The organism is Pseudomonas sp. NPDC090203, assembly GCF_044746765.1.
GTDB lineage: Bacteria > Pseudomonadota > Gammaproteobacteria > Pseudomonadales > Pseudomonadaceae > Aquipseudomonas > Aquipseudomonas putida_AD.
In genome coordinates this window covers 14,437-40,882 of sequence record NZ_JBIVCV010000013.1, presented here as the reverse complement: position 1 = coordinate 40,882, position 26,446 = coordinate 14,437, and the positions used below count along the sequence as shown (strand labels likewise).

The 26,446-nt window shown below is 63.6% G+C and carries 25 protein-coding genes and 1 pseudogene; 11 read left to right on the top strand and 15 right to left on the bottom strand.

What is annotated here, in order from left to right:
• Positions 1-109 precede the first annotated feature (109 nt).
• Both dxs and ACIPO9_RS21340 read left to right on the top strand, forming a co-directional pair.
• On the top strand, positions 110-2,002 hold the full coding sequence (gene dxs, locus ACIPO9_RS21345; RefSeq protein ID WP_400609005.1) for a 1-deoxy-D-xylulose-5-phosphate synthase: 1,893 nt from the start codon (positions 110-112) through the stop codon (positions 2,000-2,002).
• Between the two features lie 114 nt (positions 2,003-2,116).
• On the top strand, positions 2,117-4,000 hold the full coding sequence (locus tag ACIPO9_RS21340; protein WP_400783340.1) for a TonB-dependent receptor domain-containing protein: 1,884 nt from the start codon (positions 2,117-2,119) through the stop codon (positions 3,998-4,000).
• 108 nt (positions 4,001-4,108) lie between these two features.
• Here ACIPO9_RS21340 and ACIPO9_RS21335 read toward each other — a convergent pair whose 3' ends face one another.
• The 12 genes from ACIPO9_RS21335 to nrdR all read right to left on the bottom strand — a co-directional run bounded on the left by ACIPO9_RS21335 (position 4,109) and on the right by nrdR (position 12,899).
• The gene (locus ACIPO9_RS21335) at positions 4,109-4,894 is read right to left on the bottom strand and encodes a cobalamin-binding protein (protein ID WP_400783338.1); all 786 of its coding nucleotides are present in this window, start codon (positions 4,892-4,894) and stop codon (positions 4,109-4,111) included.
• Positions 4,894-5,319 (bottom strand): MFS transporter, encoded by a 426-nt coding sequence (locus ACIPO9_RS21330; RefSeq protein ID WP_400783335.1) that lies wholly within the window; start codon positions 5,317-5,319, stop codon positions 4,894-4,896. The genes ACIPO9_RS21335 and ACIPO9_RS21330 overlap by 1 nt, the downstream gene beginning before the upstream one ends.
• Positions 5,316-5,933: a GTP cyclohydrolase II gene (ribA, locus tag ACIPO9_RS21325; RefSeq protein ID WP_274135997.1), complete on the bottom strand. Its 618-nt coding sequence runs from the start codon at positions 5,931-5,933 to the stop codon at positions 5,316-5,318. Before ribA ends, ACIPO9_RS21330 begins: the two co-directional genes overlap by 4 nt.
• A 111-nt stretch (positions 5,934-6,044) precedes the next feature.
• Complete coding sequence (locus ACIPO9_RS21320) at positions 6,045-6,827, bottom strand: substrate-binding periplasmic protein (protein ID WP_400783506.1); 783 nt, start codon at positions 6,825-6,827, stop codon at positions 6,045-6,047.
• Positions 6,828-6,846: 19 nt separating this feature from the next.
• Positions 6,847-7,356 (bottom strand): phosphatidylglycerophosphatase A, encoded by a 510-nt coding sequence (locus ACIPO9_RS21315; protein ID WP_108239527.1) that lies wholly within the window; start codon positions 7,354-7,356, stop codon positions 6,847-6,849.
• Positions 7,353-8,318 (bottom strand): thiamine-phosphate kinase, encoded by a 966-nt coding sequence (gene thiL, locus ACIPO9_RS21310; protein WP_400783503.1) that lies wholly within the window; start codon positions 8,316-8,318, stop codon positions 7,353-7,355. The genes ACIPO9_RS21315 and thiL overlap by 4 nt, the downstream gene beginning before the upstream one ends.
• A 39-nt stretch (positions 8,319-8,357) precedes the next feature.
• The gene (gene nusB / locus ACIPO9_RS21305) at positions 8,358-8,858 is read right to left on the bottom strand and encodes a transcription antitermination factor NusB (protein WP_274135992.1); all 501 of its coding nucleotides are present in this window, start codon (positions 8,856-8,858) and stop codon (positions 8,358-8,360) included.
• Positions 8,855-9,331: a 6,7-dimethyl-8-ribityllumazine synthase gene (gene ribE, locus ACIPO9_RS21300; RefSeq protein WP_074756916.1), complete on the bottom strand. Its 477-nt coding sequence runs from the start codon at positions 9,329-9,331 to the stop codon at positions 8,855-8,857. The genes nusB and ribE overlap by 4 nt, the downstream gene beginning before the upstream one ends.
• A gap of 135 nt (positions 9,332-9,466) precedes the next feature.
• Positions 9,467-10,558 carry a bifunctional 3,4-dihydroxy-2-butanone-4-phosphate synthase/GTP cyclohydrolase II gene (ribBA, locus tag ACIPO9_RS21295; RefSeq protein ID WP_400783332.1) on the bottom strand — a complete coding sequence of 364 codons (1,092 nt, stop codon included), beginning with the start codon at positions 10,556-10,558 and terminating at the stop codon, positions 9,467-9,469.
• 16 nt (positions 10,559-10,574) lie between these two features.
• Entirely contained in the window at positions 10,575-11,246 is a 672-nt protein-coding gene (locus tag ACIPO9_RS21290; RefSeq protein WP_400783329.1) for a riboflavin synthase, read from the bottom strand.
• Between the two features lie 46 nt (positions 11,247-11,292).
• Positions 11,293-12,432, bottom strand: coding sequence for a bifunctional diaminohydroxyphosphoribosylaminopyrimidine deaminase/5-amino-6-(5-phosphoribosylamino)uracil reductase RibD (ribD, locus tag ACIPO9_RS21285; RefSeq protein WP_400783327.1), 1,140 nt, complete (start codon positions 12,430-12,432; stop codon positions 11,293-11,295).
• Positions 12,433-12,434: 2 nt separating this feature from the next.
• Complete coding sequence (nrdR, locus tag ACIPO9_RS21280; RefSeq protein WP_274135983.1) at positions 12,435-12,899, bottom strand: transcriptional regulator NrdR; 465 nt, start codon at positions 12,897-12,899, stop codon at positions 12,435-12,437.
• Between the two features lie 175 nt (positions 12,900-13,074).
• On the opposite strand from nrdR, the gene ACIPO9_RS21275 reads away from it, so the two are divergent.
• The 3 genes from ACIPO9_RS21275 (at position 13,075) to trxA (ending at position 15,212) form a co-directional block, all read left to right on the top strand.
• Entirely contained in the window at positions 13,075-13,527 is a 453-nt protein-coding gene (locus ACIPO9_RS21275) for a YbaY family lipoprotein (RefSeq protein WP_274135982.1), read from the top strand.
• Positions 13,524-14,177, top strand: a complete 654-nt coding sequence (locus ACIPO9_RS21270) for a methyltransferase (RefSeq protein WP_274135981.1) — start codon at positions 13,524-13,526, stop codon at positions 14,175-14,177. The genes ACIPO9_RS21275 and ACIPO9_RS21270 overlap by 4 nt, the downstream gene beginning before the upstream one ends.
• A gap of 162 nt (positions 14,178-14,339) precedes the next feature.
• Complete coding sequence (gene trxA, locus ACIPO9_RS21265; RefSeq protein WP_274134888.1) at positions 14,340-15,212, top strand: thioredoxin; 873 nt, start codon at positions 14,340-14,342, stop codon at positions 15,210-15,212.
• Between the two features lie 135 nt (positions 15,213-15,347).
• Here trxA and ACIPO9_RS21260 read toward each other — a convergent pair whose 3' ends face one another.
• Complete coding sequence (locus ACIPO9_RS21260; RefSeq protein ID WP_400783324.1) at positions 15,348-15,701, bottom strand: hypothetical protein; 354 nt, start codon at positions 15,699-15,701, stop codon at positions 15,348-15,350.
• Between the two features lie 238 nt (positions 15,702-15,939).
• On the opposite strand from ACIPO9_RS21260, the gene ACIPO9_RS21255 reads away from it, so the two are divergent.
• The 5 genes and pseudogenes from ACIPO9_RS21255 to ACIPO9_RS21235 all read left to right on the top strand — a co-directional run bounded on the left by ACIPO9_RS21255 (position 15,940) and on the right by ACIPO9_RS21235 (position 19,904).
• Complete coding sequence (locus ACIPO9_RS21255; protein WP_400608982.1) at positions 15,940-16,506, top strand: DUF2796 domain-containing protein; 567 nt, start codon at positions 15,940-15,942, stop codon at positions 16,504-16,506.
• 2 nt (positions 16,507-16,508) lie between these two features.
• A pseudogene (locus ACIPO9_RS21250) lies at positions 16,509-17,218 on the top strand (ABC transporter ATP-binding protein); the annotation flags it as partial.
• A gap of 2 nt (positions 17,219-17,220) precedes the next feature.
• Positions 17,221-18,486: an ABC transporter permease gene (locus ACIPO9_RS21245; RefSeq protein WP_400783321.1), complete on the top strand. Its 1,266-nt coding sequence runs from the start codon at positions 17,221-17,223 to the stop codon at positions 18,484-18,486.
• A gap of 31 nt (positions 18,487-18,517) precedes the next feature.
• Positions 18,518-19,030: a DUF3299 domain-containing protein gene (locus ACIPO9_RS21240; protein WP_400783500.1), complete on the top strand. Its 513-nt coding sequence runs from the start codon at positions 18,518-18,520 to the stop codon at positions 19,028-19,030.
• A 190-nt stretch (positions 19,031-19,220) separates the two neighbouring features.
• A complete protein-coding gene (locus ACIPO9_RS21235; RefSeq protein WP_400783319.1) occupies positions 19,221-19,904 on the top strand; it encodes an OmpW family protein in 684 nt (227 codons plus the stop codon).
• A 118-nt stretch (positions 19,905-20,022) separates the two neighbouring features.
• Here the strand turns inward: ACIPO9_RS21235 and ACIPO9_RS21230 are convergent, their stop codons facing one another.
• Both ACIPO9_RS21230 and ACIPO9_RS21225 read right to left on the bottom strand, forming a co-directional pair.
• Complete coding sequence (locus ACIPO9_RS21230) at positions 20,023-20,952, bottom strand: NAD-dependent epimerase/dehydratase family protein (protein WP_400783316.1); 930 nt, start codon at positions 20,950-20,952, stop codon at positions 20,023-20,025.
• Positions 20,945-21,829 (bottom strand): sugar nucleotide-binding protein, encoded by an 885-nt coding sequence (locus ACIPO9_RS21225; RefSeq protein ID WP_274134899.1) that lies wholly within the window; start codon positions 21,827-21,829, stop codon positions 20,945-20,947. The genes ACIPO9_RS21230 and ACIPO9_RS21225 overlap by 8 nt, the downstream gene beginning before the upstream one ends.
• 263 nt (positions 21,830-22,092) lie before the next feature.
• Between ACIPO9_RS21225 and ACIPO9_RS21220 the strand changes: the two genes are divergently transcribed.
• Complete coding sequence (locus tag ACIPO9_RS21220) at positions 22,093-26,400, top strand: DEAD/DEAH box helicase (protein WP_400783314.1); 4,308 nt, start codon at positions 22,093-22,095, stop codon at positions 26,398-26,400.
• The last annotated feature ends 46 nt before the right edge of the window (positions 26,401-26,446 follow it).

Genomic DNA, 26,446 nt, shown 5'->3' with positions numbered 1-26,446 from the left:
CCTACAAGGTCAAACCTGACCAGCCTGAACATCGTATTGCTGTCTCGCGTGGGCAGCTTGCGATGCATCAGGTAAACTGCCGCGTCTTTTACTTATAACGATTCGCCTGATGCCCACGACGTTCAAAGAGATTCCCCGCGAGCGCCCGTCCACGCCACTGCTCGACAAGGCAGCGACGCCGGACGGCCTGCGCCGGTTAGGTGAAGCCGAGCTCGAAGCCCTGGCTGACGAACTGCGCCTGGAGCTGCTCTATACCGTTGGCCAGACCGGCGGACATTTCGGTGCCGGCCTTGGCGTCATCGAGCTGACCGTGGCCCTGCACTACGTCTTCGATACCCCCGACGACCGGCTGGTCTGGGACGTCGGCCATCAGGCGTATCCGCACAAGATCCTCACGGGCCGCCGCGAGCAGATGGCGACCCTGCGCCAGAAAGGCGGCGTGGCAGCGTTTCCGCGCCGCAGCGAGAGCGAGTACGACACCTTTGGCGTCGGCCACTCCAGCACCTCGATCAGCGCCGCCCTGGGCATGGCCATCGCCAATCGCCTGCAGGGCAAGGACCGCAAGGCCATCGCCGTGATCGGTGACGGCGCGCTGACTGCCGGCATGGCGTTCGAGGCGTTGAACCACGCCCCTGAAGTCAATGCCGACATGCTGGTGATCCTCAACGACAACGACATGTCGATCTCGCGCAACGTCGGCGGGCTGTCGAATTATCTGGCGAAGATTCTTTCCAGCCGCACCTACGCCAGCATGCGCGAAGGCAGCAAGAAAGTGCTGTCGCGTCTGCCGGGCGCGTGGGAAATCGCCCGTCGTACCGAAGAATACGCCAAGGGCATGCTGGTCCCCGGTACCCTGTTCGAAGAGCTGGGCTGGAACTACATCGGCCCCATCGACGGCCACGACCTGCCAACCCTGATCGCCACCCTGCGCAACATGCGTGACCTCAAAGGCCCGCAGTTCCTGCACGTGGTGACCAAGAAGGGCAAGGGCTTCGCGCCGGCGGAGGTCGATCCGATCGGCTACCACGCCATCACCAAGCTCGACCCGCTCAACGCGCCCGCCGCCGCGCCGAAAAAGGCCAGCGGCCCGAAATATTCCGGCGTGTTCGGCCAGTGGCTGTGCGACATGGCACAAGCCGACGAACGGTTGGTGGGTATCACCCCGGCGATGAAAGAGGGCTCGGATCTGGTCGCGTTCAGCGAACGCTTCCCGGACCGTTACTTCGACGTCGCCATTGCCGAGCAGCACGCGGTCACGCTGGCGGCCGGCATGGCCTGCGAAGGTAGCAAGCCGGTGGTCGCGATCTACTCGACCTTCCTGCAGCGCGGCTACGACCAATTGATCCATGACGTCGCGGTGCAGAACCTCGACGTGCTGTTCGCCATCGACCGCGCAGGCCTGGTGGGCGAAGACGGCCCGACTCACGCCGGCAGCTTCGACCTGTCGTACCTGCGTTGCATCCCCGGCATGCTGGTGATGACGCCGAGCGACGAGAACGAACTGCGCAAGATGCTCAGCACCGGTCACCTGTTCAACGGCCCTGCTGCTGTGCGTTACCCGCGCGGCACCGGCCCGAACGCTGTGATCGACAGCAGCCTTGAGCCGCTGGAAATCGGCAAGGGCATCGTTCGTCGCCAGGGCAGCAAGGTTGCGATGCTGGTGTTCGGCGTGCAATTGGCCGATGCGCTGAAGGTGGCCGAGAAGATCGACGCTACTGTGGTCGACATGCGTTTCGTCAAGCCACTGGACGAAGCACTGGTCCGCGAAATGGCCGCCGGCCACGACCTGCTGGTGACCATCGAAGAAAACGCCATCATGGGTGGCGCGGGCGCGGCGGTCAGCGAGTTCCTGGCGCGGGAGAACATTCTCAAGTCCGTGCTGCACCTGGGCTTGCCGGATGTCTACGTCGAACACGCCAAACCTGCGCAGATGCTCGCCGAGTGCGGGCTGGATGCGGACGGGATTGAAGCGTCGATCAACGCGCGTCTGGCCCGAATCTGAAGTTGTACCCTTGTAGGAGCGCGCTTGCCCGCGATTGCATTCCGTCAGTTGACATGAATGCCACAGACATATTGCCGTCGCGGGCAAGCGCGCTCCTACAGTCTTGCTGACCCTATGACCTTCTCCCGCGTTGCCCTCGCTCTATCCCTGCTGCCATCCACCCAAGCCTTCGCCGACCTGCCCGACCGCGAAAACGCCCTGAAGCTGCCTGACGTCCTGATCAGCGCCAACCGCCAGGTCGAGCAACGGGATGCCAGCACCGCCGCCAACACTGTTTTCACCCGAGCAGACATCGAACGCCTGCAACCGACCAGCGTCACCGACCTGCTCAACCGCGTGCCTGGCGTGCAGGTGGCGCCAAGCGGCGGACGCGGCAGCCTGCCGGGAATCTATATCCGCGGGACCAAGGCCGCCCAGAGCCTGGTGCTGGTCGACGGCCAGCGGATCGCCAACGCCACCTCGGCCGACAGCGCCCTGCAATACCTCAACGTCGATCAGGTGGAGCGCGTCGAAGTGCTGCGCGGTTCGCGCTCAGTCGTTTACGGTGCGGACGCCATCGGCGGGGTGATCCAGATCTTCACCCGCCGAGGCGCCGAGCAGGGCCTGCAAGCCCGGCTGCACACCGGTTTCGGCAATCGCGGCACCACACAGAACAGCCTTGGCCTGTCGGGGGGCGACGCCCGGACCCATTTCAACCTGAGCACCAGCCTGGAACAAACCGATGGCATCGACCGCACCGGTCCGTCCTTCGCCAGCGACGCCGATCACGACGCCTATCGAAACAAGTCGTACAGCCTGAACCTGAGCCACTGGTTGAGCGATGACGTGGAAATCGGCTTCAACGCGCTCGACAACAAGGGCAAGACCGAACTCGACAACCCGTTTGGCCTGTTCGACCCGGTCACGTTCAACACCGTCGGCCAGCAGCAATACAGCGACTTCGAGCTGAGCAGCCTGGGCACCTACCTGGACGCGCGAATCAACGAGCGCTGGAAAACCCGCCTGGAACTGGGCCACAGCGAGAACCGCGAAAAGACCGCCGACAAGCTCAGTGACGACCGCTACGTGTTCAACACCTACCGTGACTCGGTGAATTGGCAGAACGACCTGACGCTGGACGACCGCAACAGCCTGATGCTCGGCGCGGACGGGTACGAAGATCGGGTCAACAGCAGCACAACCTTCGACGAAGACAGCCGCTGGAACCGCGCAGCCTTCGTTCAGCATCGCTACAAGGGTGATGGCTTCTCGACGGAACTGGGCCTGCGCCACGATCAGAACCAGCAGTTCGGCAGCCAGAACACCTGGAGCGGCACGCTGACCGTCCCCCTCGACGACGCCAACGACGTGCTGCTTTCCTACAGTGAAGGCTTCCGTGCGCCGACATTCAACGATCTGTATTACCCAGGCTTCAGCAACCCGAATCTCAAGCCCGAGCACTCGAAAAGCTACGAGGTGCAATGGCGCAGCCGTTTGAGCGAAACCAGCAAACTGGAGGCGTCGCTGTACCGAACCGATCTTGAAGACGCCATTGCACTGGATGCCGATTTCAGCCCGCAGAACATCGGCTCCGCGCGAATCAACGGTTTTGAAGCATCGCTGGAACAGCAACTGTTCGGCTGGACCGGCAAACTCGGCGCCTCGATCATCGACCCGCGCGACCGCGACACCGGCCACACGCTGAATCGCCGTGCACGCCGGACCGTGAACCTGGACCTGGACCGCCAGTTCGACCGCCTCGGCGTCGGCGCCAGCTGGCAGGCGGTGAGCGACAGCTACAACGACGAGGCCAACACCCAGCACATCGCGGGCTATGGGCTGTTTGGCCTGCGCAGCAGTTGGAAGGCCAGCGACGAGCTGAGGCTGGAGTTCAAGCTGGATAACGCCTTGGACCAGCGTTACAGCCGCGCGCTGTACAGTTTCGATGGCAGCAACTACGGGTACCGCGAAGAGGGGCGGACGTGGATGTTTGGGGTGACCTGGACGCCGGAGTCGTAGGCTCACCCCCTGTAGGAGCGCGCTTGCCCGCGACGGCGGTATCCCTGTGCCATCTGATGTGTCTGACCCACCGCAATCGCGGGCAAGCGCGCTCCTACAATCGTTCGCTCAGCGCTCGGGAGAGAGGGTTTCACACAACTTCGCCACCGCCCCCAGCATCTGCCCGCTTGGCCGCTCGATGCCTTTATCCGGTACCACCAGCAACCGGGCTTTGAGCGACGGCCAGGCTTTCCAGATATCAAGCTGGGACGCCGAGCCGGCCACCACCACTTCGGGATTACGCTGCAGCACCGCTTCCAGACTGACCTGCGGCGCGGGCTGGGCGAGGTCGGAAAACAGGTTGCGCGCCCCGCACACCTTCAGCGCATCACTGATGATCTGCCCGCCGCCCACGGTGTACAGCGGTTGGTCCCACACCTGATAAAACACACTGGTCGGCGTCTGCCGTCGATAGCGTGTTCTCAGATCAGCAAGCCGTTGACGAAAATCTCCTGCCACCTGCCGCCCCTGCTCGGCCCTGCCAAGGCGCTCGCCGATCTGCCCGATCTGCTCGGCCAGTTGATCCAGCGTATGCGGCTCGGCGGTAAAGGTGGGGATGTTCAGGCGCTGCAACTGGTCGCGCTGGGCCGCACTGACGCTGCCCGGCCACAGCAGCAACAAATCGGGGCGCAGGGCGAGCAACTGTTCCATGTTCAACTGGCCGTAACGCCCCACCGAAGGCACACCCGCAACCTGGGCGGGGCGTTCGCCACCATCGAGCACGCCGACCAACCGATCGGCAGCGCCCAGTTCGATCACGATTTCCGTCAGAGAAGGCGCGAGGCTGACCACGCGCTCGGCGGCGTTGACCTGCCAGGCAGTCACCAGCAGCAGACAGCCGAGAACGCGGCGCATCAGGCCAACTGGCGAGGAATGCGGTACAGGGAAAGCAGAATGACGCTGGACAGCGCCAGGAGGGCCAGGGGAACGGCCTCAAGGTCCGCGAACACCGCCAGCGCGGCGATCCACGCAGGCAACCCGGCAAACAGGAACGCCATGCGTCGATCCGCCGCCAGCCGCAGCCAGGCGGCTGGCTCGTCCGGGGTGTCGAGGGCTTTCTGGGTACTGATCAAGGCGCGCTTGTAGACACCAAACGGCTTGATGCTGAGGAACATCGAGGCCACGCCTGCGATGAACAGCGGCATGGCGAGCACCGACGGGCTGACCGGCCCTTCATCGCTGCTCAGGAACAGGCACACCACCAGCAACGGCGCCAGCGTCAGCGCCAGTTGCCGCCACCACGCCAGCGCCAGACGACGGCGCACATTGCCCCTTGTCACGCGGGATCGACCTCGCTCTGATGCTCGTTGCCCATCATGTGGCCGAGCTTGCCGGCCTTGGTGGCCAGGTACAGCTTGTTGTGCGGGTTGTGGCCGGTGTGCAGCGGCACGCGCTCGGCAACGTTGATGCCCATGTCGGTCAAGGCTTTGACCTTGCGCGGGTTGTTGGTCATCAAGCGCAGGGATTTCACGCCCAGATGCTCAAGCATCGGCAGGCAGATGGCGTAGTCGCGCTGATCAGCGGCGAAGCCCAGGCGTTCGTTCGCTTCGACGGTGTCGGCACCGCCGTCCTGCAATTCATAGGCACGGATCTTGTTCATCAGACCGATACCACGCCCTTCCTGGCGCAGATACAACAGAACGCCGCGACCTTCGGCGGCAATGGCGCGCAAAGCGGCTTCAAGTTGCGAGCCGCAGTCGCAACGCTGGCTGAACAAGGCATCGCCTGTCAGGCATTCGGAATGCACGCGCCCCAGGACTGGAGCGCCATCCGATACATCACCCAGGCTGAGAACGACGTGTTCGCGACCGGTTTCCTCTTCGAGGAAGCCGTTCATTTTGAAAGTGGCAAAAGGGGTAGGCAGCTTGGAAGCCGCGACAAATACGACGGGCACCGTGTGCTCCTGATCAGTATGAGGACTGGAAATTAGCAAGGCCGCATTGTAACAGCAGGCTTCGACAGGCGCTTAGGCTGAATTGTCGGCCATTCAGATCAACATGTTCGATCATTGCTTGACCTTCGCCTTGACGCGGACTTCGTCGGCATCGAATGGATAAGGCTGTTTCCACTTCGCAAAGATCGGCCGCAGCTTGCCGGATTGCACCAGCCTGGCCATCCGTTCATCGAAGATGTCACGCAGCGCACGGCCCCGCTCGTTGTCTGCAAAGCTCAGGAACAGCGGAATGGCCGTAAGGTATGTCGTGCGAAAACGCTGCGGCTCCTTCGTCTGCCCGAGGATGAAGTCCACCTCGGGCCTGGCGTCGATGTACAGGTCGGCGCGGCCGTGATCGAGCATCGAAAGGATATGGTCCCGCCGGGCCACTTCGTTGAAGTGCTGGACATTGGGCAGGTAGTGCTGGAATTCATAGCCCCGCACCCAGGCCAGGCGATAACTGCCCAGCGAAGCCAGGGTCGGCGCCGGATTGGACGCCAGGCCCAGGGCGTAGATTTCGTCAGTGTCGTAGTGCCACTTCGGATACAGCGTGCCTTCGACTTCATTCTCGTAGGCACCGACCCAGGCATCCGCCTCGCCCCGCTGCACCAGGCCAACGGCGCGGGTGTAGGGTTCGATGCGCGAGGCGACCTTGATCCCGGCTGGCTCGAACACCTCGCGCATCAGGTCCCAGCCCAGCCCGGTGCCGTCCGCCTCGGTGTAGGCATTCCACTGCTCGCTGACCAGCACGATGTCCTTGGGCTTGTCGGACGAAGCCTGGGCCGATACCAGCCCGGCAACCATCCAGCAACCCGCCACCAACGCCGAAAGGCCAGCCAGCCACTTCACACCCATGCGCCCCATGAGCCGTTTCCTATATGACGCCCCACACCCAGACTAGACCCTGCATCGCCAACCACGCAAAAACGCCGGCCAGTACATCGTCGAGCATGATGCCGACGCCGCCGTGAACATGCTTGTCGACCCAATGGATGGGCCATGGTTTGAGAATGTCGAAAAACCGGAACACCAGAAAGCCCACCAGCAGCCAGACCCAGCCTTCGGGCACCAGCCACAGGGTGATCCACATGCCGACCATCTCGTCCCAGACGATGCCTTCGTGATCGTGCACCCGCAGATCGTCCGCCACTTTGCCGCACAGCCAGAAGCCGAACAGCATGGTGATGCCCAGCATCAGCCAGTAGCCCCAGTCCGGCAGCATCTGCCACAGCGGAATGAATGGCACTGCGACCATCGAGCCCCAGGTGCCGGGCGCCTTGGGCAAGGTGCCGGAGCCGAAGCCGAAGGCCAGGAAATGCCAGGGGTTGGTCCATACCGACGGCGGAACGTTTTCCGCCGGGACCTGGTTAGGATGATCTGTCACCGTGTCTCCCGAAAATGTTGATAACCCCGAGTCAACGGAGTGACGTCCTGCCCATGCTCGTCGATCAGTGTGACGCCCTGCCCTTCGACCACCCGGCCGATCACGTGGACCGGCCAGCCAGCGGCGAGCAGGTCAGGCAGGCATGATGCCGGGAGCGTGAACGCGAGTCTGTAGTCATCGCCGCCACTGAGCGCAGCATTCAGCGCCTGGTCTGCGCCGAAAAATGCCAGCAGCGCGTCAGACATCGGCACTTTGTCCCGCTCTACCAGCAAGCGTACGCCCGATGCCAATGCGATATGCCCGCAATCGGCGAGCAGTCCGTCGGAGATGTCCAGCGCCGCACTGGCCTTGCCACGCAGCGCCATGCCCAGTTCAAGCTGCGGCTGGGGGGACCAGTAGCGCGCCAGCAGCGCCTCTGCGGTAGACGCCTGTGTCGTGCGCTGGTTCAACACCAGCGGCAGTGCCCCGGCGCCATCGCCCAAGGGCCCGCCGACGCACAGCAGGTCCCCCGGCCGCGCGCCACCGCGGGTCAGCGCCAGGCCTTTGGGCACCGAGCCGAACACCGTCACGGTCAGGCTCAGAGGCCCGCGCGTGGTGTCGCCGCCGATCAGCCGCATCGAGCAAGCCTGGGCCATCTCGTTCAAACCACGGGCGAACGCTGAAAGCCAGGCAGCAGAAACGTCTGGCAGGGTCAGGGCAAGGGTGAATGCGAGGGGTTTGGCGCCCATGGCCGCCAGATCGCTGGCAGAGACGCCCAGGGCACGCTGGCCCAGCAGGAAAGGATCGCAGGCGTCGGGGAAATGCACCCCGGCCACCAGCGTGTCGGTGGACACCGCCAGCTGTTCGCCCGGCGGCACCGACAACAGGGCGCAGTCGTCGCCAATCCCCAATGCAACACCTTCGCCCGGCTGCGCGCAGGGCGCAGCGGCGAAGTAGTTGCGGATCAGCTCGAACTCGCCCATGGCATCAAACACTCAAGGTTCTGGAGAGATCCAGACGCCTCAGCGCTTGTTGGCCTTGACTTCGACTTCGCGCAGACGCGGAGCCAGCTTGTCGAGCACGCCGTTGACGAACTTGTGGCCGTCGGTGGAACCGTAGACTTTCGCAAGCTCGATGCCTTCGTTGATGACCACGCGGTACGGCACGTCGATGCGTTCCATCAGTTCCCAGGTGGACAGGCGCAGAACGGCCAGTTCAACCGGGTCCAACTCGTCGATGGTCAGGTCCAGGCACGGCGCCAGCGCGGTGTCGATCTGGTCTTTCCTGGTCGGTACACCGTGAAGAATTTCACGGAAATACGCGCCATCGACGTCGGTGAAATCGTTATCGACGCGAAACTGCGCTTCGATTTCGTTCAGCGATTGCTTGGCCATGTGCAGTTGATACAGGGCCTGGGTCGCCAACTGACGTGCAGCACGGCGCTTTTCACTTTTCGATGGCTTGCCGGCGTCCGCAGGGCGCGGATCGCGTGGGTTGAAGCGATCGCTTTCGTCGTTAATCACTTGGCCTCCAACTGCGCCAACAGGCTGACCATCTCGATGGCGGACAGGGCAGCTTCAGCGCCTTTGTTACCGGCCTTGGTGCCGGAACGTTCGATGGCTTGTTCGATGGAATCGACGGTCAGCACGCCAAAGGCGACCGGTACGCCGAACTCCATGGACACCTGGGCCAGGCCCTTGGTGCATTCGCCAGCCACGTATTCGAAGTGCGGAGTGCCGCCACGGATCACGGCGCCCAAGGCGATGATCGCGGAGAATTCGCTGCGCTGGGCGACTTTCTGCACCACCAGCGGGATTTCGAACGCGCCCGGGGCACGGATGATGGTGATGTCGCTTTCGCTCACGCCATGGCGAACCAGGGCATCAACGGCACCGCTCACCAGGCTTTCGACGACGAAGCTGTTGAAGCGGCCAACCACCAGGGCGTAGCGACCTTGTGGGGCGATGAAGGTACCTTCGATGGTCTTCAGGGTCATTCGGCTGAGTCTCATAATTAAAGAGCAAGCGCGCATCAGGCGCGCGCTTTCAGGGATTTTAGGCCACGAATCGGCGACCGCAGGGACAAAAGCCGTGAAATCCTGAGGTTTTCACGGCCGGTGACCTGCCGGTCTTTATTCGGAGGGCACGTATTCTACAACTTCCAGATCGAAACCGGATATCGCGTTGAACTTCATTGGCGAACTCATCAGGCGCATTTTGCGAACGCCCAGGTCGCGAAGGATCTGCGAACCCGCACCGACAGTGCTGTAGGTGGTCGGTGTCTTGACCGGCGAGGCACCTGCGGTTTCCCGCACATGGGCCAGCACCGCGTCGCCGTCGAGCGGGTGCCCGAGCAGCAGCACCACGCCGCTGCCCGCCTCGGCAACCGCCGCCATTGCAGCGCGCAGGCTCCAGCGGCCGGGCTGTTTGACCATCAGCAGGTCACGCAGCGGGTCCATGTTGTGGACGCGAACCAGGGTCGGTTCTTCCGCACAGACCTTGCCCAGGGTCAGGGCCAGGTGAACGTCGCCTTCGACCGAATCACGGTAGGTCACCAGGTTGAACTGGCCCTGTTCGGTGTCCAGCGGCTGCTCGGCAATCCGCTGAACGGTACGTTCGTGAATCATGCGGTAGTGAATCAGGTCGGCGATGGTGCCGATCTTGATGTTGTGTTCGGCGGCGAAGACTTCCAGTTCGGCGCGACGGGACATGGTGCCGTCGTCGTTCATCACTTCGCAGATCACGCCGGTCGGCTCGAAACCGGCCATGCGCGCCAGGTCGCACGCAGCTTCGGTGTGGCCAGCGCGGGACAGCGTACCGCCGGCCTGGGCCATCAGCGGGAAGATGTGGCCGGGGCTGACGATGTCTTCGGCCCTGGCGTCCTTGGCGGCGGCAGCCTGCACGGTGCGGGCGCGGTCGGCAGCGGAAATGCCGGTGGTCACGCCTTCGGCGGCCTCGATGGAAACGGTGAACTTGGTGCCGAAGCCCGAACCGTTGCGCGGCGCCATCAGCGGCAGCTTCAGGGCTTCGCAGCGCTCACGGGTCATGGGCATGCAGATCAGGCCACGGGCGTAACGCGCCATGAAGTTGATGTGCTCGGGCTTGACGCACTCGGAGGCCATGATCAGATCGCCTTCGTTTTCGCGATCTTCGTCATCCATCAGGATGACCATCTTGCCTTGGCGAATGTCTTCAACCAGTTCTTCGATGCTATTGAGCGCCACGCGGCACCCCCTTCATTCAGGATTTGAGGTAGCCGTTGGCGGCCAGAAAGCTTTCAGTGATGTTGCCGCCCTGGGCTGGCGTCGGGTCGGCGGCCTTGTCACCGAGCAGCAGGCGCTCCAGGTAACGCGCCAGCAGATCCACCTCAAGGTTGATCTTACGGCCCGGGCGGTAGTCGCCCATGATGGTTTCGGCCAGCGTGTGCGGGACGATGGTCAGTTCGAACTCGGCGCCATTGACCGCGTTCACGGTCAGGCTGGTGCCGTCGACGGTGATCGAACCCTTGTGCGAGATGTACTTGGCCAGCTCACGCGGGGCGCGCATGCGGAACTGGATCGCACGGGCGTTTTCCTCGCGGGACAGCACCTCGCCGACGCCGTCGACGTGGCCGCTGACCAGGTGGCCGCCCAGACGGGTGGTCGGGGTCAGGGCCTTTTCAAGGTTCACGCGGCTGCCGGTCTTCAGATCGACGAACGCAGTCACGTCGAGGGTTTCGCGGCTGACATCAGCCCAGAAACCGTCGCCCGGCAGTTCCACGGCGGTCAGGCACACGCCGTTGACTGCGATGCTGTCGCCGAGCTTGACGTCGGAGAGGTCGAGTTTGCCGGCCTCTACATAAACGCGGACATCGCCGCCTTTGGGAGTGATGGCGCGGATGCTGCCGATGGATTCGATGATGCCGGTAAACATGGGTCCTCCAGGAGAACGGGGCCTGCGCTTTAAGCGAAAGCCGGAATTATACGCTTGGGCTCGATGCAGGTATTGCGATGACTCGCCAGTCACTTCCAACGGCGCGCATTTCGACGATTTTCAGCTCCAGCGACTCGCTCATTTGCGCCAGCGGCAGGTCCAGCAACGGACGCGCAGAAGAGCCCATGAACTTGCCGGCGACGAAAATCTGGAATTCATCCACCAACCCCAGGCGGGTAAAAGCGCCCGCAAGCTTGGGCCCGGCTTCGACCAGTACGTCGTTGACGCCCCGGTTCGCCAGTTCCACCAGCAGCTTGCGCAGGTCCACATGCCCGCCGCTGCTGGGCAGCGCCAGTAATTCATGGCCTTCGTCGCTGTAGCGTTCCCGGGCCGATGCCGCAGCGCAGGTTGCGACCAGCGCATTGCCCGCCTTGAAGAACGGTGCATCGAGGGGCACGCGCAAACGGCCGTCGATCAACACCCGCAGCGGCGGGCGCGTCACAGCCAGTGCCGTCAGTTCGGCGTTCAGGCCCAATTCGTCAGGGCGCACGGTCAGCCGCGCGTTGTCGGCCAGCACGGTATCGGCGCCGGTCAGCACCACGCTGGCCTGAGCCCGCAGACGCTGCACCGCAGAGCGCGCTTCGGGGCCGGTGATCCACTGGCTCTCGCCGCTGGCCATGGCGGTGCGCCCGTCCAGGCTCATCGCCAGCTTCACGCGCACGTACGGCAGGCCGTGTTCCATGCGCTTGAGAAAGCCTTTGTTCAGCGCCCGCGCCTCGCCTTCGAGCACGCCACTCTGCACGGCGATACCGGCGCTCATCAGGCGTAACAGGCCGCGTCCGGCGACATCGGGGTTGGGGTCCTGCATGGCGGCGACGACCCGCGCCACGCCCGCGTTGACCAACGCATCGGCGCAGGGCGGCGTACGCCCATGATGGCTGCAGGGTTCGAGGGTGACGTAGGCGGTGGCGCCACGGGCCCTGTCGCCCGCCTGACGCAGCGCGTGGACTTCAGCGTGGGGCTCGCCTGCGCGCACGTGCCAGCCTTCGCCGACGACTTCGCCATCACGCACGATCACGCAACCCACCCGGGGGTTTGGATGGGTGGAATACACACCCTTGCGCGCCAGTTCCAGCGCTCGCGCCATGTAGGAGGCGTCGAGCACGCTTTGCTCTGCGTTGGACATGCTCACTCTTTAACCGGCTCGCGGGCCAGTCGGTCGATTTCTTCGCGGAATTCGTTGAGGTCCTGGAACCGCCGATACACCGAAGCAAAGCGGATGTAGGCCACTTCGTCGAGCTTTTGCAGCTCGCTCATCACCAGCTCCCCGACGATCAACGATTTGACCTCGCGCTCGCCGGTCGCACGTAATTTGCTCTTGATGTGGGCCAGGGCCGCTTCAAGCCGCTCGACGCTGACCGGGCGCTTCTCCAGCGCACGCTGCATGCCGGCACGCAGCTTCTCTTCGTCGAAGGGTTGGCGGCTGCCGTCCTGCTTGATCAGCCTTGGCAGCACCAGCTCGGCGGTTTCAAAGGTGGTGAAACGTTCGCCACAGGCCACGCACTCGCGGCGACGGCGGACCTGATCACCTTCGGCGACCAGACGGGAATCGATGACTTTGGTGTCGTTGGCACCGCAGAAGGGACAGTGCATGGTGGCAGGCAACAAAAAAAGGGAGGGCCATGGTAGCGCATCCCGCCGGCAAGACAAGTGCGGTTCTTTGAGGTATACAGACGCCCATCCGTGTGGGGCAAAAGCCGCCACCCTCGGCGATACTGCGTCATAGCCCGCATATCCCGTTCGTTTATCGTTTTAGCTGGAGCTGTTCATGACGCTACGTACGCTCGCTGCAATTTGCCTGGCCGGCCTGCTCGCTGCCTGTAGCACCGCCGAGGCGCCCAAACCTGCGGAACCGGCCAAGCCTGCCCCCAATGCGATCAAGCTGCCTGAAGGCCCGGGCCCGCTGCTGCCGTATCAGCGCGAACTGAGCGGCCAGTTGCTGGGCGTGCCGGCGGGCGCCGAGGTGGAACTGGCGCTGATGGTCATCGACGATCGCAATCGCCCGCAAAAACTGCTGAGCAGCACCAAGCTGACCGGCAACAATCAGTCGCTGCCGTTCCAGTTGCGCTTCAACCCCGAAGCCTTCCCCGTGGGTGCGCGGGTCGAGCTGCGCGGGCGCGCCAGCCAGTCCGGCCAGTTGATCCTGCATCTGCCGTCGGTACTGATCGCCAGGCCTGAGACCCAATCGCTGGGCCAACTGCAATTCTTCAAGATGCCATGACCCCGCCGTCGCACCTTCAGGCGCAACTGAGCCAACTGCTGGGCGATGCCCGGCTGGTGGCCGAGACACTGCCGGGCACTGATCTCAAGTTATGGCTGATCGACGCGGACAACATGGACCGCGCCTTCAACCCTGAAGAAACCCGACGCATCCTCGAAGACCCGCCTTACTGGAGCTTCTGCTGGGCCAGCGGTCTTGCCTTGGCACGGTTTCTGGCCGAGCACCGCCATTGGGTCGAGGGCAAGCGCGTGCTGGATTTCGGCGCGGGCTCAGGGGTCGCCGGGATTGCCGCGATGAAAGCCGGAGCCCTGGAGGTGGTGGCCTGTGATCTCGATCCGGTGGCGATCGAGGCGTGCAGGGCCAACGCCGAACTCAATGGCGTGACGCTGGGTTATTCGGCGGACTTCTTCGCCGAGGCGGACCGTTTCGACCTGATCCTGGTGGCCGACGTGCTCTACGACCGCGCCAACCTGCCGCTGCTCGATCAGTTTCTGACGCGTGGCCAGCAGGCGCTGGTGGCAGATTCGCGGGTCAAGGATTTCCAGCACCCGGCCTATAGCCGCCTGGGCATTCTCGACGCCCTGACCCTGCCGGATCTGGCCGAGCCGTGGGAGTTTCGCAAGGTCAGCCTGTACCACGCCACCCGCTGATACCCCCCGTAGGAGCGCGCTTGCCCGCGATGGCGGCGTGTCAGACACCCTCGCAACGCCTGACACACCGCCGTCGCGGGCAAGCGCGCTCCTACAGGTTTGGTGGAATGCTCTGCCGCCCTTTATAGTTGCCGCCATTGAGCCTTTTTTTCGAGACTTGCGATGAGCCAGGAAACGCCGTACATCTTCGATGCGACCACCGCCACTTTCGATCAGTTGGTTATCGAAAACTCCTTTCACAAACCCGTGCTGGTGGATTTCTGGGCCGAGTGGTGCGCGCCGTGCAAGGTGCTGATGCCGCTGCTGCAACAGATCGCCGAGAGCTACCAGGGCGAGCTGCTGCTGGCCAAGGTCGACTGCGATGCCGAGCAGGACATCGTCGGCCGCTTCGGCATTCGCAGCCTGCCGACCGTGGTGCTGTTCAAGGACGGCCAGCCGGTTGACGGCTTTGCCGGTGCGCAGCCTGAATCGGAAATCCGCAAACTGCTCGAACCCCATGTGCAGATGCCGCCACCGGCTGCGGGCGATCCCTTGCAGACCGCCCAGGCGATGTTCGCCGAGAGCCATTTCGCGGAAGCGGAAGCGGTGCTGCAGACCATCCTCACCGAAGACAACACCAACGCTGCCGCGCTGATTCTGTACGCGCGCTGCCTGGCCGAGCGTGGCGAACTGGCTGAAGCGCGCACGGTGCTGGATGCGGTCAAGGGCGACGAGCACAAGGCGGCGCTGGCCGGCGCCAAGGCGCAACTGACCTTCCTGGGTGAAGCGAAAGTCCTGCCGGACGCTGCGGACCTCAAGACCCGCCTTGCGCAAAACCCGCAGGACGATGAAGCCGTGTACCAGTTGGCGATTCACCAGCTTTCGCGCCAGCAGTACGAAGCTGCGCTGGACGGCCTGTTGAAGCTGTTCATCCGTAACCGCAACTACAACGAAGGCCAGCCGCACAAGACGCTGCTGCAGGTGTTCGATCTGCTGGGCAACGACCACCCACTGGTCACCACCTACCGCCGCAAGCTGTTTGCTGCGCTGTATTAAGCCATCCACGGTCCCGTAGCAGCACGGCTTGCCGGCGGGAGCGGTGTGTCAGGGCATGATGCTTTGACTGACACACCGCTCCCGCCGGCAAGCCGTGCTGCTACGGGGAGTCGCTTCAAAATTCAAGGGATTGATTCAGGTTTCAACCCAGTAATACTCCGGCGCATCGCCATGGCTCTCGACCCGGACGTTGGCGCTGTGGCGCATGCGCACCATCAGGCGTTTGCCCGCCGCCGTGCTGCCCGCCAACCCCTCAAGCTGCCCCAGCAGATCCGGCCCGCTCAAGTGCCCGGCCTTGCGCAGCAGCTCCTGGGCGATATCCCACGCAGCGTCGTTGCGGCTGGCCGGTGGCTTGGCGACAGGATCCGCCGCAGGTTTGTCCTGCGCCTGGACGCCGAACTGCGCGCCCAGTCTGGCCCAGTCGCTGTCGTCCATTTCCACTGTCAGATCCACCGGCACTTCGCCAACGGTTCCACGGATTCGCAACATTTTGTGTGTCCTCTGATTGGCCGTGTGGCATGGTCCCACAGGATCCGCGGCAGACGCCATTACCCGTAGGAGCGCGCTTGCCCGCGATTGCGGTGGGTCAGCAACACAGATGTGGATGAAAGAACGCCGTCGCGGGCAAGCGCGCTCCTACAAGTGCCTATCGAAAAAGTTAAGAAACGCCAACAAATATTGTTATAAGATTACATAACAATTTTCTAACACTTCTCCGGAGCCCTCCATGCGTCGTCTGTTACTCGCCCTGCCCTTCGCGTTGCTGCCGCTGACCTTCGCCCACGCCGCTGACGAACATGACCACGATCATGAGCATGGCAGCCTCGGCGCGCATGTGCATGGCGTTGCGCGTCTGGACCTGGCGCTCGATGGCCGCACGCTGGAGCTGGAACTGGACACCCCGGCCATGAACATCGTCGGCTTCGAGCACGCAGCAACCACCGACGCCGACAAGATGAAACTGGCGCTGGCCCGGGAAACCCTGCTCAAGCCCCATGGCCTGTTCAGCATTCCGGAAGCCGCAGGTTGCACCGTGGTCAAGGCGAAGCTGGAAAGCCCGCTGTTCGGTGACAAGGACGACGACGGCGATGCCGACGAACATGAGCACGAGCACAGCGAAATCCACGGTCACTACCAGTTCAACTGCAGCGTGCCTGCGGTGTTGAACAAGCTGGACCTCACCCAGCTGTTCACCAGCTTCCCGGCGACCCAGACCATCCAGGTTCAACTGGTCACGCCAAAACGCCAGATGGGTGCCGAGGTGCGTCCGAGCAATCCAGTGGTCAAGTTCTGAACATGACGCAGGCGCTTATCGAACTGTCCGACCTCGGTTTTGCCTGGCCAGGCCACGAGCCGTTGCTGGATATTCCGGCGTTTCGCCTGGAGCCCGGCGAAACCCTGTTCCTCAAGGGCCCCAGCGGCAGTGGCAAGACCACCTTGCTGGGCCTGTTGGGCGGTGTGCAGAAACCTGATCGTGGCAGCATCCGTCTGCTCGGCCAGGAACTGGCGCAGTTGTCTGCGGGCGCTCGCGACCGCTTTCGCGTCGATCACACCGGTTACATTTTCCAGCAATTCAATTTGCTGCCGTTTCTGTCGGTGCGGGAAAACGTCGAGCTGCCCTGCCACTTCTCAAAGCTGCGTGCGCAGCGGGCGACCCAGCGCCACGGCAGCGTCGATCAGGCCGCCGCCACCCTGCTCGCTCACCTGGGTCTGAAAGATCCGGCGTTGCTGGGGCGTCGTGCCGATTCCCTGTCCATCGGCCAACAGCAGCGTGTCGCTGCAGCCCGTGCGCTGATCGGCCAGCCTGAACTGGTGATCGCCGACGAGCCCACCTCGGCGCTCGACGCCGATGCCCGCGAGGCCTTCATTCAGCTCTTGTTCGCCGAATGCCGCGAGGCCGGTGCCAGCCTGTTGTTCGTCAGCCACGATCAGAGCCTGGCGCCGCTGTTCGACCGCAACCTGTCGCTGGCCGAACTCAATCGCGCCGCCGTCGCCCCAGAGGTTTGAGATGTATCTTCTTCGCCTGGCGCTGGCCAGCCTCGCCAACCGCCGCTTCACCGCCTTTCTCACCGCGTTCGCCATTGCCCTGTCGGTCTGCCTGCTGCTGGCAGTGGAACGGGTGCGCACCGAAGCCCGTGCCAGCTTCGCCAGCACCATCAGCGGCACGGACCTGATCGTCGGCGCCCGTTCCGGCTCCGTGAACCTGCTGCTGTATTCGGTGTTCCGCATCGGCAACGCCACCAACAACATTCGTTGGGACAGCTTCGAACACTTTGCGGGCAGCAAGCAGGTGAAGTGGGCGATCCCGATTTCCCTGGGCGACAGCCATCGCGGCTATCGCGTCATGGGCACCACCGAAGCCTATTTCGAGCATTACCAATATGGCCGCCAGCAGCATCTGGAGCTGGCCGATGGGCGCCCGTTCGCCACTGATCCGTTCGAAGTAGTACTCGGTGCCGAAGTCGCCGAGGCCCTGCACTACAAGCTCGGCGACAAGCTGGTGCTGGCCCACGGCGTGGCGACGGTAAGCCTGGTCAAGCATGACGACAAGCCCTTCACCGTGGTCGGGATTCTCAAGCGCACCGGCACCCCGGTGGACCGCACGCTGCACATCAGCCTGGGCGGCATGGAAGCGATTCACATCGACTGGCACAACGGCGTTCCCGCCCAGGGCGCCGGGCGTATCAGCGCCGATCAGGCGCGCAACATGGACCTGACGCCCACGGCCATCACCGCTTTCATGCTCGGCTTGAACAGCAAGATTTCGACCTTCGCCTTGCAGCGTGAGATCAACGAATTCCGCGGCGAACCGATGCTGGCGATCCTGCCCGGGGTGGCGCTGCAAGAGTTGTGGAGCCTGATGGGCACGGCGGAAAAAGCCCTGTTCGTGATTTCACTGTTCGTGGTGCTGACCGGCCTGATCGGCATGCTCACGGCCATCCTGACCAGCCTCAACGAGCGCCGGCGCGAGATGGCGATTCTGCGCTCAGTGGGCGCCAGGCCCTGGCATGTCGCAAGCCTGCTGGTTCTGGAAGCCTTCGCCCTGGCCCTGGCAGGCTCGGTGAGCGGGCTGGCGCTGCTGTACATCGGCATCGCGGCGGCGCAGGGTTACGTGCAGGCCAACTATGGTCTGTACTTGCCGCTGTCGCTGCCGAGCACCTATGAATGGACGCTGTTGGGCGGCATTCTCTGCGCGGCGCTGTTGATGGGCACCATGCCTGCGTGGCGCGCCTATCGCCAGTCGTTGTCCGACGGTTTGTCGATTCGTCTGTGAGGAAATGTTGATGCGCAGGTGCTGGAGGCTGATGTGCGCGGTTGTGTCGATGCTGGTCGCGACCTCGGCGTGGGCGCAGGACGTGCGGGTGCTGACCTGGCAGGAGATGATCCCGCCCGACGCGCCGCCGGTGAAGCTCATCACCGCGCCGATCCACGACCTGTCGAAAATGGCCGACACCCTGTCAGTGGAATCCGCGCCCGCCGCACACCAATTGGCGCCCCACGCGCCGGTTGTCAAGGCGCTGGACGGCCAGATGGTGCGGCTGCCGGGGTACATCGTGCCGCTGGAAGTCAGTGAAGAAGGCCGCGTGATCGAGTTTCTGCTGGTGCCGTACTTCGGCGCCTGCATTCACGTCCCGCCACCGCCACCGAACCAGATCGTGCACGTCACCAGTGAGCTGGGGGTGAAGGTGGACGAGCTGTACCAGCCGTACTGGATCGAAGGGCCGATGCAGGTCAAAGCGTCCAGCAGCGAACTGGCCGAGGCCGGGTATCAGATGGAAGCGGACAAAATTCTGGTGTACGAACTGCCTGATCAGTAGGTCCAGATGCTCTTCGTTTGGGTTACCGTCATCGCGAGCAAGCTCACTCCTACAGGGGAGCGCGGTCAGTTGTAGGAGTGAGCTTGCTCGCGATAAGGCTAATCGCGCTTTCGTTGAGCCAGGTCAAAACCCCTGTTCCAGACGCTTCGTAACATAAGGCATCCCTTTTTAATGCCTTTACGGAGCCCCCATGAACAAGTCTCTCCTCGGCGCGCCGCTCGTTGCGCTCGCTCTACTTGCCCCTGTCGCCGAGGCGCACCAGACCGGCGACATCATCGTGCGCGCCGGTGCCGCGCGTGTCGTTCCCAACGAAGACAGCGGCAACGTGAAACTGGACGGCACCAAGGTCGCCGGCACCAAAGCCACTGCTGACAACTCGACACAACTGGGCCTGACCTTCGCCTACATGCTCAGCGACCACGTGGGTCTGGAGCTGCTCGCCGCGACCCCTTTCAGCCACACCATCGGTGTCAAAGGCCTGGGCCCGGGCCTGGACGGCAAGCTGGCGGACGTCAAGCAACTGCCGCCGACCCTGTCGCTGCAGTACTACCCGATGGACAGTTCGTCGAAGTTTCAGCCCTACGCCGGCATCGGCCTGAACTACACCAAATTCTTCAACAACGACCTCACCGGCGAGCGCAAGCAGCAGGGTTTCAGCAACCTGAAACTCAAGGACTCGGTGGGCCTGGCCGGGCAGATCGGCATGGACTACATGCTCACCGACCGCGTCATGCTCAACGCCTCGATCTGGTACATCGACATCGACACCAAGGCCACAGTGGACGGCCCGTCCGCCTTGAGCGTGGGCAAGACCAAGGTGGACGTGGACATTGATCCGTGGGTGTACATGGTGGGGTTGGGTTACAAGTTTTGACGCCACACAAACATTGTAGGAGCGCGCTTGCCCGCGATGGCGTAGTGTCAGACGATTCAACTCGAACTGACACACCACTGTCGCGGGCAAGCGCGCTCCTACAAGGATAAAACCAGATTCAGCGCCCCAGCAGTCGCGCCAAGCCGACTTTCAAAGGCGTAGGCGTGGCAACCGTGAACCGCTCCAGCAACCTCTGGTTATCCGCCCGGGAATGCTTGATGTCCCCCGAGCGCGCCGGCAGGTAGGTCACCGCAGGCAGATCGCCCACCACCTCGCCAAAGGCCGCCAGCAACTGGTTCAGCGACGTGGTGGCGTTGAGCCCGACGTTGACCGCGCCCTCTTCCACCGAATCCTTCTCGAACCCCTGCACCACCAGGTCCACCAGGTCTTCAACGTAGAAGAAATCCCGGGTCTGTTCGCCATCGCCAAACACCGAAATCGGCAGCCCCTTCTCGGCGCGTTCAGCGAAGATGCTGATCACGCCCGAGTAGGGCGAGGAAGGATCCTGACGCGGGCCGAAGATGTTGAAGAAGCGAAACACCACCGGTTCCAGCCCGTGCTGACGACGGTAGAAGTCGAAGTAGTACTCACTGGCCAGCTTGTCCGATGCGTAAGGCGTCAGCGGCGCCTTGGGGGTGTCCTCGGTGATGGCCTGGCCTTCGCCATTGTTGCCATACACCGCCGCACTGGAGGCAAACACCACGCGCTTGATGCCCGCCTGGCGCATGGCCTCGCAGACATTCAGCGTGCCGATGAAATTGCTCTGGTGCGTCTTGACCGGGTCATCCACCGAGGCCTGCACCGAGGCCACTGCGGCCAGATGCGCCACTGCCTGGCAGCCCACAGCCGCGCGAGCCACCAGCGCGGCATCGGCGACGTCGCCCTCGATCAGCTCGACTCGCGGGTTGTCCAGCGGCAGGTTGCTGCGCTTGCCGGTGGACAGGTCGTCGAGCACTCGCACCGCGTATCCCTTGGCCAGCAAGGCGTCGACCAGGTGCGAGCCGATGAACCCGGCGCCACCGGTGATGAGAACAGGTGCATCAGACATGACGGTAGTAGCGATCCAGTAGGCTGGGCAAACCGGCACGCCAGGCGCGGGGTTTGATACCAAAGGTATGAAGGATTTTCTTGCAGGCCAGCACCGCGTTTTGCGGCTCGTCGGTCACGTCGGGGCTGGCGGCGTGGGCCTGGGCTGTGGGTGCCTCGACCTTCAGCTCACGCAACAGGCGGGCTTCGGTGAGCACCGCCTGGCCCAGCGCCAGCGGCGTCGTGGCTTCGTGACCGGCGTAGTGATAGGTGCCCCACAGCGGCGCGGCACAATCGAGCTGCTTGAGCACTGAAATGATGACGCGTGCGGCGTCGTCCACCGGCGTCGGGTTGCCCCGGCGGTCGTCGGCCATCAGGATTTCATCAAGCCGCTCGGCGCGCTCCAGAAAGCGCCCCAGCACGCCATCGGCGCTGTCATCGAGCAGCCAGCCGAAACGCAGCAGCACATGTTGCGGACAGGTGGCGCGAACGCTCTGCTCGATCCGCCACAACGCCTGGCCACGGGCGCCCAAAGGCACGGGTTCGTCTTTTTCGCTGTAGGCGGTCGCGCGCGAGCCATCGAACACTCGGTAGCTGGATGGCTGGAGCAGAACGATATTGTGATGCTGGCACAATTCGGCAAGACGCTCGACGGAGCGTTCCTGGTTGTCCAGCCTCTCGCTGCTCACATCCTGCGCCTGAAACCAGTCGAAGTAGTAAGCCAGATTGATCAAGGCATCCGGGCGGGTGTCATCGAGCAGTTGCGTCAGGCTTGCCGCATCCCAACCGTCTTGCGGTGGACGCGGCGCGAGGAAGCCAATGTCCTCCTCGGCACCCAGACGGATCAACGCCTGCCCGAGGGCATTCCCACCGCCCAACAGCATAAGGCGCATTCGCATAGAGTCAGCAGGCTCGGTCTTGGAAATCAAATAGAAAAATAGGTGAAAAACGGCCGCAAACATAGCACGTTGTAGCAGTTTCGCCCAACAACCGGACCTTCGCCTCATGGACTGTAGGAGCGCGCTTGCCCGCGACTGCGTTTCTCCAGCCATCAATACATTGACTGATACAACGCCGTCGCGGGCAAGCGCGCTCCAACAGAAGGCGTGACACCGATCACAGGGACTTGCATCTGTCCCCCGGTGCCCGCATAAACCCATTCATGAACCTTCTCAAGCCCCTGGACCCTGTGCTCGCAGCCTTCCACCCGGCGGTCAGCGCATGGTTCACCAGCCGATTTGCCGCTGTCACGCCGGCTCAGGCCCAGGCGTGGCCGTTGATAAAGCAGCGCCAGTCCACGCTTATCGCCGCACCCACCGGCTCCGGCAAGACCTTGACTGCATTTCTGGCGGTGATCGATGACCTGGTCCATCAGGGCCTTGAAGCAGGCGGCGAACTGCCCGAGCAGACTTTCGTGGTCTACGTCTCGCCCCTCAAGGCGCTGTCCAACGACATCCAGATCAACCTTGCGCAACCGCTGGCGGGCATCACCGAACAGCTCGAACAGCAAGGCCTGCCGGGGCTGCGTATCAGCACCGCGGTGCGCACCGGCGACACGCCGCAGAAGGAGCGTTCGGCGATGCGCAAGCGGGCGCCGCATATTCTGGTGACCACGCCCGAATCGCTCTACGTGCTGCTCGGTTCGGATTCAGGCCGGCGCATGTTGTCGAGCACGCAAACCGTGATCGTCGACGAGATCCACGCCATCGCCGCCAGCAAGCGTGGCAGCCATCTGGCATTGAGTCTTGAGCGTTTGCAGGCGTTGTGTGACAGGCCGTTGCTGCGGATCGGCCTGTCGGCGACGCAAAAGCCCATCGAGCGAGTGTCACGCTTTCTGGTGGGCAGCGATCCGGTCAGCCGGCCATGCGCCATTGTCGATATCGGCCATGCCCGGCCTCGCGACCTGGCCATCGAAGTGCCGCCCGTGCCGCTGACGGCGGTGATGGCCAACGATGTCTGGGAGCGGGTCTACGACAAGCTCGCCGACCTTGCCCGCGAACACCGCACCACGCTGATCTTCGTCAACACCCGCCGTCTGGCCGAACGCATGGCCCGGCATTTGAGCGAACGCCTGGGCAAAGACGCGGTAGCGGCTCATCACGGCAGCCTCGCCAAGGAGCAGCGCCTCGATGCCGAGCAACGGCTCAAGCGCGGCGATCTGCAGGTGCTGATCGCCACCGCCTCGTTGGAGTTGGGCATCGACATCGGTGATGTGGACCTGGTCTGCCAGATCAGTTCGCCGCGCTCCATCGCAGCCTTTCTGCAGCGGGTCGGCCGCTCCGGGCACCACGTCGGCGGCACGCCCAAAGGCCGCCTGTTCGCCATTTCCCGCGACGATCTGATCGAATGCGCCGCGTTGCTGGACTGCGTACGCCGTGGCGAACTGGACACCCTGTTGATTCCCCAGGCGCCACTGGACGTGCTGGCGCAACAGATCATCGCCGAGGTCAGTTGCCAGGAATGGCAAGAGCAGGCCCTGCTGGCGATGTTTCGCAAGGCCTCGCCTTACGCCGAGGTCGATGAAGGCCACTATCAGGCGCTGCTCGCCATGCTGGCCGAGGGCTACAGCGGGCGTCAGGGCGTGCGCGGCGCTTATCTGCACCGTGACGCCGTGAGCCAGACGCTGCGCGGGCGACGGGGCAGCAAACTCACCGCCGTCACCAGCGGCGGGACCATTCCGGACAACGCCGACTACAGCGTGATCCTCGAACCCCAGGCGCTGAACATCGGCACAGTCAACGAGGATTTCGCGGTGGAAAGCATCGCCGGCGATATCTTCCAGCTGGGCAATACTTCGTACCGTATCCTGCGCATCGAGGCAGGCCGGGTGCGGGTTGAAGATGCCCAGGGCATGCCGCCCAACATCCCGTTCTGGCTGGGAGAGGCGCCCGGGCGCAGCGATGAACTGTCCTTTGCCGTCGCCCGCTTGCAGGCCGGGATCGACCAACAGTTGAGCGAGCATCCGGGCAACCTCAGGCCCTGCATCGACTGGTTGATGAGCACCCTGGGCCTGGACACCGACAGCGCCGGGCAACTGGTCGAGTACCTGGCCCGCGCCCATTCGGCCCTTGGCGCCTTGCCGTCCCAGGACACGTTGGTGATGGAGCGTTTTTTCGACGAATCCGGTGGCACCCAGCTGGTGATTCACACGCCCTTCGGCAGCCGCATCAACCGGGCTTGGGGGCTGGCGCTGCGCAAGCGTTTCTGCCGCACCTTCAATTTCGAATTGCAGGCCGCCGCCAGCGAGGACGCCATTGTGCTGTCGCTGTCCACCAGCCACAGTTTTGCCCTGGATGAAGTCTGGCGCTATCTGAACGCCAACACGGCCGAGCACCTGCTGATTCAAGCGGTACTGGATGCGCCTTTGTTCGGCGTGCGCTGGCGCTGGAACGCCGGTGTGGCGCTGGCCCTGCCGCGTTATGCAGGAGGCCGCAAAGTCGCGCCGCAACTTCAGCGCATGAAGAGTGAAGACCTGATCGCCACGGTGTTTCCCGACCAGATCGCCTGTCTTGAAAACCTCGTCGGGGAACGTGAAGTGCCTGATCACCCATTGGTCGAGCAAACCCTTGACGATTGCCTGCACGAAGCGATGGACGCCGAGGGCTGGCTGGCGTTGCTGCGGCGAATGGAAACCGGCGATGTGCGCCTGATCAGCCGCGACCTGCCGGCCCCTTCGCCACTGGCTGCGGAAATACTCAGCGCCAAACCCTACAGCTTTCTCGACGACGCGCCGCTGGAAGAGCGGCGCACCCAGGCGGTGCTCAACCGGCGCTGGAGCGACCCGGAATCCAGCGACGATCTGGGCGCCCTCGACGCGGATGCCATCACCGCAGTGGGTCAGGAAGCCTGGCCGCAACCGCACAATGCCGACGAAATCCATGAAGCGCTGATGAGCCTGGGCTGCATCAGTGGCGTCGAGGCTCGGAAAAACCAGGGCTGGATGACGTGGCTGGAAAGCCTCGCCCGCTCCGGGCGTGCGACGCGTCTGCAAATCACGCCGGAAAGCGCCCTGTGGGTTCCACTTGAGCGACTGACCTGTTTGCAGGCGCTGTACCCGACCGCCGAAATGCACCCGCCACTGGCCGCGCTGGCCGGTTTTGATGAGGTCTGGAATGAAGACGATGCCCGGGTGGAGCTGCTGCGCGCACGCCTGAGCGGCTTTGGCCCGCTGCCCATTACCGCCATCGCCGGGCCGCTGGCCATGGCCCGGGGCGATGTCGCCCAGGCACTGGCCCAACTGGAAAACCAGGGCTACGTGCTGCGCGGCCGCTTCAGTCCTGGCGCCAGCGAAGAACAGTGGTGCGAGCGGCATCTGCTGTCGCGCATCCATCGCTACACGGTCAAACGCCTGCGCCGGGAGATCGAGCCGGTATCGCTGCAGGACTTCACCCGTTTTCTGTTCGACTGGCAGCACCTGTCCGCTTCGACCCTCAGCCAGGGCAAGGCCGCCTTGCCGGAAGTGGTGGATCAACTGGAAGGATTTTCCGCAGCCGCCGGCGCCTGGGACAGCGACATTCTTCCTGCACGCTTGAAGGATTATTCCCCGAGCTGGCTGGATGACCTGTGTCGGTCCGGCAAAGTGGTGTGGATGCGTCTGACCAGCCGCAACAAGGTTGCCAGCGCTGCATTGCGCAGTACGCCGATTGTGTTGCTGCCCCGTCCACAGGTGCGCTTGTGGAGCGGCCTGACTGAACAGCCCGCGCCCACCGAACTGTCGTTGCGCGCCCAGCGGGTGCATGAGGTGCTTTCGACCCAGGGCGCGATGTTCTTCGATGAGCTGACCAGCGAAGCGCACCTGCTGCGCACCGAACTGGAAAACGCCTTGCAGGAGCTGGTTGGCGCCGGCCTGGTCAACGCCGACAGTTTCGCCGGGCTGCGCGCACTCATTACCCCCGCCAGCAAGCGCGCGGCGCACACCAGCCGGCGCAATCGTGGGGCGTTCATCGGCGGCATGGATGACGCCGGGCGCTGGGCCCTGTTGCGCCGGGCGCCAGCGTCGGCATCCACTCAACGCCTGGACAGCGATACCCTCGAGCACATCGCCATGACCTTGCTGCGGCGGTACGGCGTGGTGTTCTGGCGCTTGCTGGAGCGTGAAGCAGACTGGCTGCCCACCTGGCGCGAGCTGCTGCGTACCTTCCACCGGTTGGAAGCCCGGGGCGACATTCGCGGCGGGCGTTTCATCGCCGGGCTTGCGGGCGAACAATTTGCCTTGCCCGAAGCGATTCCACTGCTGCGCGAAGTCCGCAAGCGGCCACTGGACGGCAGCCTGATCGGCGTCAGCGGCGTCGATCCACTGAATCTGGCAGGCACTTTGTTGCCCGGCGCCAAGGTGCCCGCCGTGGTGGGCAATCGTCTGGTGTACCGCGACGGCATCCCCATCGCCGCCATCATCGCCGGCAAGCCGCAGTATTGGGGCGAACTGGAGCAGCAGGTCATGCTCCAGGTACGGGACCGTTTGTTCAGATAATCCCATTCGCCCCGTAGGAGCGCGCTTGCCCGCGACCGCGGTGTGC